At 35.9% G+C, this 13,981-nt stretch carries 11 protein-coding genes, 1 tRNA gene and 1 other annotated feature; of the genes, 8 read left to right on the top strand and 4 right to left on the bottom strand.

What is annotated here, in order from left to right; genetic code table 11:
• Positions 1-933: 933 nt before the first annotated feature.
• The 3 genes from F6K23_RS06775 to F6K23_RS06765 all read right to left on the bottom strand — a co-directional run bounded on the left by F6K23_RS06775 (position 934) and on the right by F6K23_RS06765 (position 3,740).
• Entirely contained in the window at positions 934-2,691 is a 1,758-nt protein-coding gene (locus F6K23_RS06775) for an EamA family transporter (protein WP_293152417.1), read from the bottom strand.
• 254 nt (positions 2,692-2,945) lie between these two features.
• Positions 2,946-3,233: a hypothetical protein gene (locus F6K23_RS06770; RefSeq protein ID WP_293152414.1), complete on the bottom strand. Its 288-nt coding sequence runs from the start codon at positions 3,231-3,233 to the stop codon at positions 2,946-2,948.
• A 249-nt stretch (positions 3,234-3,482) separates the two neighbouring features.
• Positions 3,483-3,740: a hypothetical protein gene (locus F6K23_RS06765; protein WP_293152411.1), complete on the bottom strand. Its 258-nt coding sequence runs from the start codon at positions 3,738-3,740 to the stop codon at positions 3,483-3,485.
• A gap of 550 nt (positions 3,741-4,290) precedes the next feature.
• On the opposite strand from F6K23_RS06765, the gene rplS reads away from it, so the two are divergent.
• The 8 genes from rplS (at position 4,291) to rplL (ending at position 9,162) form a co-directional block, all read left to right on the top strand.
• Complete coding sequence (gene rplS, locus F6K23_RS06760; RefSeq protein WP_293152408.1) at positions 4,291-4,674, top strand: 50S ribosomal protein L19; 384 nt, start codon at positions 4,291-4,293, stop codon at positions 4,672-4,674.
• 100 nt (positions 4,675-4,774) lie between these two features.
• Positions 4,775-4,847: transfer RNA gene (locus F6K23_RS06755), tRNA-Trp, on the top strand.
• 406 nt (positions 4,848-5,253) lie between these two features.
• Positions 5,254-5,478, top strand: coding sequence for a preprotein translocase subunit SecE (gene secE / locus F6K23_RS06750; RefSeq protein WP_124146810.1), 225 nt, complete (start codon positions 5,254-5,256; stop codon positions 5,476-5,478).
• Positions 5,475-6,149, top strand: a complete 675-nt coding sequence (gene nusG / locus F6K23_RS06745) for a transcription termination/antitermination protein NusG (protein ID WP_293152405.1) — start codon at positions 5,475-5,477, stop codon at positions 6,147-6,149. The genes secE and nusG overlap by 4 nt, the downstream gene beginning before the upstream one ends.
• Complete coding sequence (gene rplK, locus F6K23_RS06740; RefSeq protein WP_293152402.1) at positions 6,149-6,574, top strand: 50S ribosomal protein L11; 426 nt, start codon at positions 6,149-6,151, stop codon at positions 6,572-6,574. The genes nusG and rplK overlap by 1 nt, the downstream gene beginning before the upstream one ends.
• A 115-nt stretch (positions 6,575-6,689) precedes the next feature.
• Positions 6,690-7,406, top strand: a complete 717-nt coding sequence (rplA, locus tag F6K23_RS06735) for a 50S ribosomal protein L1 (protein WP_293152399.1) — start codon at positions 6,690-6,692, stop codon at positions 7,404-7,406.
• Positions 7,407-7,838: 432 nt separating this feature from the next.
• Positions 7,839-8,027 (top strand) — a sequence feature (ribosomal protein L10 leader region).
• A gap of 13 nt (positions 8,028-8,040) precedes the next feature.
• The gene (gene rplJ, locus F6K23_RS06730; protein WP_293152396.1) at positions 8,041-8,613 is read left to right on the top strand and encodes a 50S ribosomal protein L10; all 573 of its coding nucleotides are present in this window, start codon (positions 8,041-8,043) and stop codon (positions 8,611-8,613) included.
• A 144-nt stretch (positions 8,614-8,757) separates the two neighbouring features.
• A complete protein-coding gene (gene rplL / locus F6K23_RS06725) occupies positions 8,758-9,162 on the top strand; it encodes a 50S ribosomal protein L7/L12 (protein WP_293152393.1) in 405 nt (134 codons plus the stop codon).
• Between the two features lie 1,144 nt (positions 9,163-10,306).
• On the opposite strand, the gene F6K23_RS06720 is transcribed toward rplL, so the two are convergent.
• Complete coding sequence (locus F6K23_RS06720) at positions 10,307-11,266, bottom strand: Rieske 2Fe-2S domain-containing protein (protein WP_293152390.1); 960 nt, start codon at positions 11,264-11,266, stop codon at positions 10,307-10,309.
• Positions 11,267-13,981: the final 2,715 nt, after the last annotated feature.

Genomic DNA, 13,981 nt, shown 5'->3' with positions numbered 1-13,981 from the left:
AGTTCGTGGAAACCGTACATAGTTGAGAAAATTTGAGAATTATGGCCATGAACCAAGATATTAGGTGTTCATACCATTTTGATCGATTTTTGGGGCAAATATTTCGGATGTTTTTAGTACTTATAGCAATAGACCTCTCTTTCAACAATTAATAATGAATAATGAATAATGAATAATTACCTCTCCATAAATTGAAGAGGATTGACAAATTCATGAAAATTTTTTTTTATTATCTCCTTAAAAGGGGAGGCGCATACCCACAATTTTTCGGTAAATTAAGATTTTATCGCCTTTTTACAAGGCTTTAAAGTGAATTGTCGCAGATATCTAATGATAACTTTTACTATTAGCCATTAATGTAAATTATACTAAATCCGGTTTATAAAGAACTTTTATTTATGAAGGTAAAGTTTGATAATCTTTAGATTTTTTGGTGTTGTTGAATGTGTAATATTTTTTGTCTGGAATTTATCTGAAAAAATCCCAGTTGTACATTCCATAAATACTCAATAGACATCTCCACCAAAAGAGGGAGTAGGGACTAGGCAGTATGTGGAAATAATTAATGATTTCTGTACTATAATTAACTTTATTTTTTATTATTTGGAGATGTCTAACAGGAATTGCTGATTAACTCTCAAAGAATTCACAGATAAAGGAAAGTGCCTTTTTATGTAGAAAAAAGTGGTAGCTTTTCAGTCTGCTCTGGGTCATGTATGTTATACCAATTACCATGAATTAATGCTTAACTTAGGTAGCACTTCAATTAATTAATTTAAACCCCGTCCTTAAGGGCGGGGTCTTATGTTTACTTCTCGCTCTCGGACTTTGCATACAACCTCCCTACCCACTCCCCTGCTCCCCTACTCCTGAGAACTGACTCCTGACTCCTACCCTTGTAATTTTCAGAATTTTTGAAACAAAATTACAAAATTAACTTGTTTTTTGCCTGGCTGCAAACATTCTTTCAAAGCTCATCGCAGCAACTCCAATAATCACCAATAACATTCCCAAAATTTGTTTGAATAATAAAAATTCTCCAATAACTAAAAGAGCAAATAAAGCAGTCAATGCCGGACCAGAAGTACCAATTATAGATGCTCTTGCAGCTCCAGCAAATCTAATAGCAAAACTATTTAATACATAGCTAGAAAGTGTTAATATCCCCAGAATAATACCACCAACAATTAAACCAGACCACACATTTACAGTAGGGTCTATATTAATATTAACCGACCATTCTGTAGGTAAAGGCATCATCAAACCTAAAGCAGAAAATACAAAAATTCCGGCAAAATTCACTAAACTAAAAGGAATAGGATGAAGTTTTCCTGCTGACATTTGTGTGAGAATAACATATCCAGAAAAAGTAATTCCAGCACCCACAGCAGCCAAAATGCCTTGTTGATAATCACCCTCTCCACTAGGAAGAACTAAAAACCCTCCTATAACAATCAAAACCATAGCAAAAATTCTGACCATAGAAGGGCGATCGCCAAATAATCCCCAAGATACTAAAACAGTAATAATTGGATAAATAAAGAAAATTGTAATAGCAATAGCAGTAGGTATATTACCTATAGAAATATATATCAATACCTGAGATAAGAACAAAAAGAAAGCACTACCAATAACCTTCCACCATAAAGAAAAATCTTTGGATTTGATCAGGCGCTCAATATCGCTCCAAACCGCAGGATAGAGAAATGTTGCGACTATAGGCATCAACAACATTACTACAATGAGTCGTAATAATAAAATTAACAAAGAATTACCAACATTAGGATTTATCAACCCTTCCACCGGAAATAAGCCGAAAATTGTACTAGGTTGTGGAGACGTATTGAGTATAACTTTAATACAAACATTAAATAAAGATAAAAGTGCTGCAGAAAGTAAAGCCAAAATCAAACCTACCTGAACTTGAGAAGCAGATTTTTTAGGTTTGGCAGTAGAATCAGTTTTGGACTTAGGGGATTCTGGAGACTCCGCAGGAGATGTCGTCAACATTGATTTTCCTGAAGAAGTGGTATTTGCCGAGTTATTAGGCCCAGGTTGAGAAACTTCATAAGTTCCAGATGAAACTACACTACTATTTTCCAGTTGTGCCTGAAGGCGACTGACCAAAGCTTCTAAAATGACCTCACCTTGCTGCTCCATACTACGCATACTATTTAACTGTACAGAAAGGTCACTTTGGTAACTATCCAACTCCTGTTTTAATGCCTCAAATGTTCCAGTCACAACACCAGATAAAGAATCTCCAAATTCATTAGCAGTCCCATAATAGTTATTTGAAGGATGAGTCATTGGTAACTCTCCCCCTGGTATACCAGCTTGTTGTAGTCCCGGATCGACACTCTCCGTTAAATCTCTAATTTTTTGGCCTAACTGTTTTTGTAAGTTATTAGCCAAAACCTGGGCTAATTGTTTAAGCCATAATTGTTGCTGGGCTATTTGTCGCTGAGATAAAGATTCGAGTTGTTTAGATTGCAATTGTTCATATTGCTTTCGTAATTTACTTATATCCTCATTAAGCTGTTCTTTCTCGACTCTCAGTCTGTATACATCTTGGCTTAACTGATTTGTCAGATTTTGACGAAAACTATCTAAGTCTTGAATTACTAATTTCAGGACTTCTTCTGGTGATTTGGGAGTTTCGGCTCCCTGATTTGGGGGTTGAGTATTCATTTTCCCTATAGGTCTTTTAACTAATACCGCGAAAAGTCCCACTCCATAAGGTACGTTGGGATTGGGGCAGAACTAATAAATATGTGGCATTGACTACTCCCCGGACTCAAGTCACGGGGATTCTAAGCAGATACTACGCAACACCGATAAATCCATGTTGCTTCGTTTTTTCTTAGCTGACCAAAGATATATTCTCTGGGGACAAGTCAAAGTGCCCCTACACAGTCGGCTTAAGTTTGACCTTAGCTTTCTGCTTACTTTTGTGATGATATTTGCAGCCCCATTACAGTCTGCATTAATACACCAATTATTACCTGTTCTATACAAACCACGCTGTCTTGATGCAGTCGCTCATGGGGGAAATCCCCTTTGGCGGCGCTGCATCGCTTTATTCTCTTTCCTGACGGTTTCCAATCATTGGGTTTTTCACCATAATTAGGTAGATTGTCACCATCTAAAAATGTAGGGGCGAATGGCCATTCGCCCCTACAAGTATAACTTTCTTCGGTTTCTATAAATATTATTCCATATTCATCGCACAACTGAGCTATTCTTTCTTTGAGTCTGGCTGTGGGAATTGGTACAAATTCTGAATTCTTTTTATTACCCTTATCTATTTGATTTTTCTGACCTTTATTCCAACCAAATACAATTGTACCAATAGAATTTTTGTGCGCAATGATTAATGACTATTTTGGCTGCTTTATTTATACCCAAATCGAATTTGGCGGTTACGCTTTTCTGTAATTGCAGCTAGTTTATTTGACCAAAATCCAGTCGGTTGATTTTCTTTAAGAGTTGATACTTGTTTGTTGTACCAACGATTCATTGATTTTATCTGTTTCCCATCTACAACCCGCGCTCGTACCTACATTAGATACACAGGTCAACCAATTATTTACACCATGGTCAATTCCTAAGACATTTTCTTGATTTAATTGAGGTTTAACTATTACTTCTTTTTCATAGATAAATTCCCAAGAAAAGCATCTATTTCTCGGTAATATTCTCAGTTCTTTGAGAGTAGAAAATGCTCTTGTACTGGGCATTGGTATTAAAAAGCTATCTACTCCAAACCAGGGTTTACAGGTATTCTAAGCGTGGTACTCTAAGAAGATTATCTTTAAGTTTTAATGCTTGCTTGGGGTAACTTACTGTAGCTATTCCCCCTTTTTTTTTGTAGTTAGGAATCCTTGGTCTTTCTGATATTTTTTCTTCATTATAGGCAATAATGAGACCATCCTGAAGACCTAAATGATTCAGCTATAGTTCTCAATATTTGTTGTGCTGAAGAGCGAATATAAAACTTTGTAATGATAGTTGTGTTTATAAACTTTTTCCTGCGTCAAACTTGCCCAGAGTTTTGTGAGACTTAAAAAATAATTGCCGACCATAATATATTCCCATGTTAGTGAGCTTGTGAGACTCTGAGATACTTTTCCTTGACTCAAATACTGACGAAGATGTCCAAGGTATAATCATCAAACTAGCAAAACTAATATTTTATCGGGAATGGGCAGTCTTTCATCATTTTGTGGCTGCTTGCATTGCTCATAATAATTGATATATACTAATAGATTGTGAGTTTTAAAGATTATTATGACAGCCCAAGAAATTATTCGCTCAATTGAAGCCGAGGAAATAGAAAACCTCAAACAAGGCTCAAAAAAGAAATTGCCTCAAATTTATGTAGGTGACACTGTAAGAGTCGGAGTCAAAATTATAGAAGGAGGAAAAGAAAGAGTCCAGCCCTACGAAGGTACTGTAATTTCCATGCGGAATGGAGGAATCAATGAAACTATTACAGTCCGTCGTGTTTTCCAGGGTGTAGGAGTAGAAAGGGTATTTCTGCTTCATTCTCCTAGAATTGCTAGTATAAAACTAATCCGTCGAGGTAAGGTGCGTAGAGCTAAACTTTACTACTTGAGAGAACGTATTGGTAAGGCCACCCGTGTCAAGCAAAGATTCGATCGTCCTTTATAGTCTCCAAGATAGTTTAAGAAATTATTTGGAACTTGATGAAAAGTTATGTTATACTAGATAAAGTAGAGGTCATTAAGATTTAATCTAAGGCCTCAACGATGCGCTCTTAGTTCAGTTGGTAGAACGCAGGTCTCCAAAACCTGATGTCGGGGGTTCGAGTCCTCCAGGGCGCGCTTAATACTGAAAATTAATTAAAAATATTCTTTCATCGTAGATATTTTTATATCTACCCAAATTAACCAATAATATTTTTGTATAGAGAATTTTTACTAAGGCAAAGGTTTCCTAATGATTTCTATGGGAATTTTACTGCTGTCGGTGACATCAAAAGCAGTTATTCATTGCGGACAATATTTGTGCTATAGTAAGTAGATTGCTGAGACTCCAGTGTATAAATGTAATATTATCAGAATCTTCCTTGAGATTCTAAGTCCTACCGATGAACTAAGAATCTGAATCTATAAAACAACCATTAGCAATAGTATTTGGGAAGACTATACAGTAAATACAGTAAAAAATCCCAACAATTAAGTATAAGTAAATAAATTGAAAATCCAAAACTTAGGGAGATAAGTTATTGTGGCCAAAAAAGAGGAAGTTAGAGTACAAGAAAACAAGGAAAGTTTCCAGCTTCTAGCTTTTTTCAAAGAAACAAAAGAAGAACTAGATAAAGTAGTATGGCCAAGCAGAGAGCAGCTCATCAGTGAGTCTGTTGCTGTACTGTTAATGGTTATTCTCTCGGCAACAATCATTTATCTAGTAGATGAGTTCTTTAGTTGGGCAGCTGGGGTGGTGTTTGGATGAAATTATATCCTGAAGAAACACAAGACACAACGCAATCAAACCAGGGGGAAGAAAAGCCCAGAGAGTTTCTCAAAGGAGAATTACGGTGGTATGCAGTACAAGTTGCCTCTGGTTGCGAAAAACGAGTTAAGGCTAATTTAACCCAGCGTATTCAAACTCTTGATGTTGCAGATAAAATATTTAAAATAGAAATACCTCATACACCCGCAGTTAGGCTTCGTAAAGATGGCAGTCGCCAACATAGTGAAGAAAAAGTTTTTCCTGGCTATGTATTAGTACAAATGAGGCTAAATTGGATAGAGGAACAAAAAAAATGGACAATTGATGACGAAGCATGGCAGGTTGTCAAAGGTACCCCAAATGTGATTAACTTTGTAGGGGCTGAACAAAAGCGTCGCTACGGAAGAGGTCGTGGTCATGTTAAACCTTTACCACTGAGTCCTTCAGAAGTAGAAAGGGTCTTTAAACGAGCTCAAGAGCAAGAGCCAATGCTCAAGGTAACAGTGGCAGAAGGAGATCATATTACAGTGCTCTCAGGGCCATTCAAAGACTTTGAAGGTGATGTAATTGAAGTAAGTCCAGAAAGAAGTAAACTAAAAGCGCTATTATCCATTTTTGGACGAGATACGCCAGTAGAACTAGAGTTTAATCAGGTAGAAAAGCATAAATAATGGCAAAAAAAGTCGTGGCGCTGATCAAGTTGGCTATTACGGCGGGAAAGGCTAACCCTTCTCCACCTATAGGTCCTGCTTTAGGTCAGCATGGTGTGAATATTATGGCGTTTTGTAAAGAGTATAACGCCAAAACTGTAGACCAAGCTGGTACAGTAGTTCCAGTAGAAATCTCAGTTTATGAAGACCGTAGTTTTACTTTTGTTCTGAAAACCCCTCCTGCTGCAGTCTTAATTAAAAAAGCAGCAGGTGTAGAACGTGGTTCAAGTGAACCAAATCGTACAAAGGTAGGCTCAATTACACAAGCTCAATTGCAAGAAATAGCCCAAACAAAAATGCCAGACCTCAATGCCAATGACATTGAAGCTGCGATGAAAATTGTAGCAGGCACAGCTAGAAATATGGGTATTACTATTGCAGATTGATTTGATTAATTAATCTAGTCCCGAAATATCTGCATTCTAAATTAGAAATAGAAACAACAGTAAATTGATATTAGGGGGAGAAGTAGAGCTTCGTTAAGTACCCCAGGAGAATAAAATGCCAAAAAAAGTCTCTCGTAGATTAGAAGAACTCAGAAAAAAAGTAGAAGAGCGACCTTATGAACCTCAAGAGGCGCTTCAACTTTTAAAAGAAACAGCTACAGCAAAATTTTCAGAAGCAGCAGAAGCTCATATTCGCCTAGGGATCGATCCTAAGTATACAGATCAACAGCTACGAACTACAGTAGCTCTACCCAAAGGAACTGGTCAAACAGTCCGAATTGCAGTCATTGCCAAAGGTGAAAAAGTTAACGAAGCTCTGGCCGCAGGAGCTGACTTAGCTGGGTCGGAAGAGCTAATTGAAGAAATTAGCAAAGGGATGATGGATTTTGACACGTTGATCGCTACACCTGATGTGATGCCTCAAGTAGCCAAACTAGGACGTTTATTAGGACCGAGAGGTTTAATGCCATCTCCTAAAGGCGGTACTGTAACTTTCGATCTGGCACAAGCTATTGACGAATTTAAGGCAGGTAAGTTAGAATTTAGAGCCGACCGGACAGGTATAGTTCATGTTATGTTTGGTAAAGCTTCTTTTTCTGCAGAAGATTTACTGATCAACTTAAAGGCTTTACAAGATTGTATTGACCGTAACCGTCCTTCTGGTGCAAAAGGTCGCTATTGGCGTAGTATATATGTATCAGCAACAATGGGACCATCAATTGAAATTGAAGTTAGTGCCTTGCGGGATCTAAAATTAGAAGCAGAAGCTTAGCTAAATCGTCGAGAAGCCCCACGCCATAATCTCTGATTTTGCGTGGGATGAATCGACTGTAAATTAATAGATCGTGACTTCAATGCCGCAATAAATATAAAAAATAGGGCGGCGGGGCATCCCGTCCTTAAAGCTCGTGGAGTCCGACGGGGTACCGGGGCCGTGAAACGAGAAGCCAACACTATACCGAATGGTTAGTGTGGGAGTATATCACTCTATTTAAATAAGCGGTCAGCGGTCAGCGGTCAGCTTTCAGCAGGTTTTTTTTGAAATGGCTTCGTTTGCGGAACATTCCGGAACGGAAAGGATATTTTAACTCCTCCGAAGGCCATCCGGCTGTTCGTAAGCCTGGTATTTTTACCCAAAGTGATAAAAGCTGATGGCTAATGGCTAAATGCTGAGATCTAGTTAAATAAGATTTCTCAAGCTAAAATAATCAAAATCAAAGAGCTTAAGACAGCAGGTGCTAATAGCTTAATTTCCTGCCGAGGTTCAAGGATTAACAATTCAAAAACAAGCATAGGGGATTTTTGTCGAAATCTTTAATAAGTTACTTGTTTTGGATTCATAATTCTTTACCCTGGCAGATAGTATAGTCCGCCAGGGTTTTTGGTTTGTCAAGGAGGTGATCAATATGGGCAAAACTAAAGAACAAAAACAAGAGATGTTGGCAGACATCAAGCAAAACTTGAGTGAAAGTCAGCTTGCACTTGTAGTTGATTATCACGGACTATCCGTGGCAGAAATTACAGACCTGCGTAGACGACTACTGCCTACTGGTAGCTGTTGCAGTGTAGCTAAAAATACTCTGATCGGAATAGCAGTTAAAGAAGATCCCAACTGGCAACCTATGGAACAGTTGTTGGCCGGATCGAATGCTTTCTTATTCCTGAAAGATGATATCGGCGGTGCTATCAAAGCGTACCAAGAATTCCAAAAAACCACCAAAAAAACAGAATTTAAGGGTGGGGTGATGGAAGGGCGACTGCTGGATCAAGACCAGGTTAAAGCGATCGCCGATCTACCATCCAAGGAAGAGTTACTTGCTCAAGTTGCTGGTGCTCTCAACAGTATAGCAACTAAGTTGGCTGTTGGTCTAAATGCTGTACCTACTCAACTTGCCACTGGTATTAATGAGGTTCCAGCTTCTGTAAATAGAGCTATTAAAGCAATCTCAGAAAAAGAACAACAAGGCGATGGTGCCTAAGACAAACAACATGAATTTTTGACTAATATTCTATGAGTTTTATTATGAGAATAATTCCAGTAATTTAACTATATTTAAGGTAATAAAAAGTCAAAATTCTAGGAAAAAAATAATTGCAAACTAACAAAAAATAGGAGATTACTAATGTCTGCAAAAACTGATGAAATTCTAGAACAACTTAAGTCTCTTTCTTTGCTCGAAGCATCTGAATTAGTTTCACAAATAGAAGAAGCTTTTGGTGTTAGTGCTGCTGCTCCTGCTGGTGGTATGATGATGCCTATGGGTATGCCTGGTGGTGGAGGAGCTGCTGCTCCAGCAGAAGAAGCTGAAGAGCAAACTGAGTTTGATGCAATTCTTGAAGAGTTTCCTTCAGATAAGAAAATTGCTATTCTTAAAGTGGTTCGTGCCATTACAGGTTTGGGTCTGAAAGAAGCGAAAGATTTGGTAGAATCTGCACCTAAGCCAATTAAAGAAGGTATTGCTAAGGAAGCTGCTGAAGATATTAAGAAGCAATTAGAAGATGCAGGTGCTAAAGTGACAGTTAAATAGTTATCGGTTATGGCAAAAGATATAAATGTAGATAGCAAAAGATAAAATCTTACTTATATAGTAATTTCATTTGAGTTGCGTCAAAAAAACTGGCCGCTTTTAGGCAACAGGCAACAGGCAACAGGGAACAGGTAAGAAGGTTTGCCGTACTTTTTACTGTTAGTAAATAACTAACTCTTGTTTGACATCTCATTTGAAAACTCTATATCTGAGTTTAAGAGTTTTGTCATGCTTGGTTTATATATTTTGCTTGTTATAACTATCAGTGATTCACCAGAAAATTAGATAAATTTATCTCTGAAATTGAGAGAATATTTTGAGGAAATTTTTAACAGCTTGTAGTTGCATACAGGCTGTTTTATTTTTAACTTTGCTAAACTTGAAGAAAGGAAAAATAGGAAAAAGTTTTTTTTGGGTTTGTCTTTTTCTTTTGGAGTAAGCATTCAGCTATTAGCTGTCAGCTCCCAGCTCTGATGAGGGGATTTTAATATATACAGGACTTACCCAGAGGCTCTATATATAGCTAGGGCGAATGCCATTCGCCCCTACAGATTGTGGTTTAAAAGTCGATTTGCGTAAGTCCTGATATAGACTTTAAAGCCAACTTTTAGGCGTAAAATTTAATTCTTACTCAATTAGAAAGCTTTTATTTAGAACTAAAAAGAAGCAATAACTGATGGCTGATAGCTGACCGCTGAATGCTTACCTTTTGGTTTTATAAAAGTTGCCACTATAGTTAGGAATCAGGTCATTTCAGTTATCAGTTGTAATGATGATGATTCATAACGCGAGCAAGATGCTCGCACTAATTTTCCTAATAGGACTTACACAAAATAGGCGTAGAAAATAGGCTCAAATATAGACAGGAAGAGTCTTTGATATCAAAAAGGCTTAACGAAGTCAGAAGTCAGAAGTCAGAAGTTAACCCACCCCTAACCCCTCCCAGGAGGGGAAGTAGGGGATGCGTGAGCAACTCTCCAAAAATATTTCGCCTTAAAAGGCGGGGTGGCGCGACCCATATTATTTTGATAAATCCTTAATTATCAAGGGGTTTAGCCATTTTTAGGTCATTGACGTAATTTCCTTTTCCTTCTTCCTTCTTCCTTCTTCCTTTTTCCTTCTTCAAAGAAAAAATGAAATAATTTTATGAGTAGAATTGACTCGCCCAACTTCGAGACTGACGCACCGGACCATCTTCTTCATATAGAGGTGGATTATTAATATTAGTTTTATGCTCTAAAATATTGACATCCTGTTCAAAAGTTTCTAAAACATCTTGTTTTAACATCTTATTTAAAATTAAGCTTAAAGGAAAAGGTAAAACTTTCTTCACACTATAATAAATTGAAATATCAAGATGCTCTTTGTCTATTGGTGTACCTGTAAAAATAGTCAATAAACCTAACTTTAATTTTCCTTCAGTCCAGTAAAAACTAACATCATAAGCAGGTCCGTAATAAATGGTAGTAACTGAACCATCTTCTAATACTAATTTTCCTGCTGCTAAAGAAGATAGATTATATTTTTGAGACATTCTATGGGTTAAAATCGGGCCGTCGATTTGAACGCCATGACTATGAGCGCTTTTGAAGGTACGACTGTGCAAATTGTATAAATGAGATACATCTACACTATTATCCATATAATCCTGAAGGGTGGTCTTTACTTTCCATTGACGGACTAAACGTAGGGGAGTCCATTCAAGGGAATTGAGTTCTGGTATTTGAGGGATTTTCCAGTCAGGCAGTTTTCCTTGATGATGGTAATACATCATTATTAGACCATTGACTTCTATAACAGGCCAACTCTGGATTTTGAGTTTTGGTTTGGCTTTGCTGGGATAGGGTATCTGAGCGCAATCTCCATTTGTGTCCCAAAACCAACCGTGGTAAGGACATCTCATTGTTTGGCCTTCAATTCTACCTCCATGGGCAAGGTTAGCACCTAAGTGGGGGCAGTGAGCATCAAAAATATGAGATTTACCATCTTCTGTACGAAATAGTACGAAGTCTTTTCCGAAGTAATGAAGTGGTATGACTTCTTTGGTAGATAGTTCTTGACTTCTGGCAACGCGAAACCAACTATTGGGTAGGTTTGAAGACATAATTATTTGTTGTTAAAGGTAGACAAAAATCAGCTATTAGTCTAATTAGGATAGCGATCGTTTGCCAACTATAAAGATGAAAATATATAAAAGTTGATTGGCAAGTGTCGCTACGCGGAAGTCACAAGTTTAGCATTTAAAAGTCCATCATTTTTGCTAAGTAAATTGTTTGAGAATTTTGTAACTGGTCAGTTATTTGAGTCATCCTGCACTAGATAGACTTATCAAGTATTTGTAATATTCTGAATTAGTACAATTGTGAGTTAAACAAAATTTATTAAGGAGTACTTGAAGAAAAATTTAGCCATGAAGAATTATTCGGTGAAAACCCTCGGCTATATCTTCATAATTTTCAGCAGCTTTTAGTCTATTTTTTAAGATTGAATAATTAAAATTTAAAGCCTCTACAGATTCTAGTGTCGCTACCCGGAAGTTAAAAGTTATGCATTTAAAAGTCAATCATTTTTGCTAAGTAAATTGTTTGAGAATTTTGTAACTGGTCAGTTATTTGAGTCATCCTGCACTAGATAGACTTATCAAGTATTTGTAATATTCTGAATTAGAACAATTGTGAGTTAAACAAAATTTCTTAAGGAGTACTTGAAGAAAAATTTGGTAATGAAGAATTATTCGGTGAAAATGATGAGCTATATCTTCATAAGAAGAGCAGCAGTCTATTTTTTAAGATTGAATAATTAAAATTTAAAGCCTCTACAAATTCTAGTCTCGCTACCCGGAAATTAAAAGTCAATCATTTTTGCTAAGTAAATTGTTTGAGAATTTTGTAACTGGTCAGTTATTTGAGTCATCCTGCACTAGATAGACTTATCAAGTATTTGTAATATTCTGAATTAGAACAATTGTGAGTTAAACAAAATTTCTTAAGGAGTACTTGAAGAAAAATTTGGTAATGAAGAATTATTCGGTGAAAACCCTCGGCTCTATCTTCGTAAGAAGAGCAGCAGTCTATTTTTTAAGATTGAATAATTAAAATTTAAAGCCTCTACAGATTCTACTGTCGCTACCCGGAAATTAAAAGTCAATCATTTTTGCTAAGTAAATTGTTTGAGGATTTTGTAACTGGTCAGTTATTTGAGTCATCCTGAACTAGATAGACTTATCAAGTATTTGTAATATTCTGAATTAGTACAATTGTGAGTTAAACAAAATTTATTAAGGAGTACTTGAAGAAAAATTTAGCCATGAAGAATTATTCGGTGAAAATCCTCGGCTATATCTTCAGAAGAAGAGCAGCAGTCTATTTTTTAAGATTGAATAATTAAAATTTAAAGCCTCTACAGATTCTACTGTCGCTACCCGGAAATTAAAAGTCTATCATTTAAAAGTCAATCATTTTTGCTAAGTAAATTGTTTGAGGATTTTTTAACTGTCAGTTATTTCTGTCATCCTCCACTAGATAGACTTAGAGACTGTTTGTAATATTCTGAATTAGAACAATTGTGAGTTCCACAAAATTTATTAAGGAGTACTTGGAGAAAAAATTGGTTATGAAGAATTATTCGGTGAAAATTATGAGCTATATATTGATAAGAAGAGCAGCTTTTAGTCTATTTTTTAAGATTGAATAATTAAAATTTCAAGGCTCTACAAATTCTATTGCTGCTACCAGGAAGTTAAAAGTCTAGCATTTAAAATTCAATCATTTTTGCTAAGTAAATTGTTTGAGGATTTTTTAACTGTCAGTTATTTCTGTCATCCTCCACTAGATAGACTTAGAGACTGTTTGTAATATTCTGAATTAGAACAATTGTGAGTTCCACAAAATTTATTAAGGAGTACTTGAAGAAAAAATTGGTTATGAAGAATTATTCGGTGAAAATCATGAGCTATATATTGATAAGAAGAGCAGCTTTTAGTCTATTTTTTAAGATTGAATAACTAAAATTTCAAGGCTCTACAAATTCTATTGCTGCTACCCGGAAGTTAAAAGTTATGCATTTAAAAGTCAATCATTTTTGCTAAGTAAATTGTTTGAGGATTTTTGAACTGTTCAGTTATTTCTGTCATCATTTACTAGATAGAATTATCAAGTATTTGTAATATTCAGAATTAGAACAATTGTGAGTTAAACAAAATTTATTAAGGAGTACTTGAAGAAAAATTTAGCCATGAAGAATTATTCGGTGAAAGTTATGAGCTATATCTTCATAAGAAGAGCAGCAGTCTATTTTTTAAGATTGAATAATTAAAATTTAAAGCCTCTACAAATTCTAGTCTCGCTACCCGGAAATTAAAAGTCAATCATTTTTGCTAAGTAAATTGTTTGATGATTTTTGAACTGGTCAGTTATTTGAGCCATCCTGAACTAGATAGACTTATCAAGTATTTATAATATTCTGAATTAGAACAATTATGAGTTAAACAAAATTTATTAAGGAGTACTTGAAGAAAAATTTAGCCATGAAGAACTATTAGGTGAAAATGATGAGCTATATCTTCATAAGAAGAGCAGCAGTCTATTTTTTAAGATTGAATAATTAAAATTTAAAGCCTCTACAGATTCTAGTCTCGCTACCCGGGAATTAAAAGTCAATCATTTTAGATTTGTAATTGTTTGAGAATTTTGTAACTGGTCAGTTATTTGAGTCATCCTGAACTAGATAGACTTATCAAGTATTTGTAATATTCTGAATTAGAACAATTCTGAGCTAAACAAAATTTCTTAAGGGGTACTTGAAGAAAAATTTAGCCATG

This window comes from Okeania sp. SIO2C9 (assembly GCF_010672455.1).
Taxonomy (GTDB): Bacteria; Cyanobacteriota; Cyanobacteriia; order Cyanobacteriales; family Microcoleaceae; genus Okeania.
This window is presented reverse-complemented; position numbering and strand designations above follow the sequence as displayed.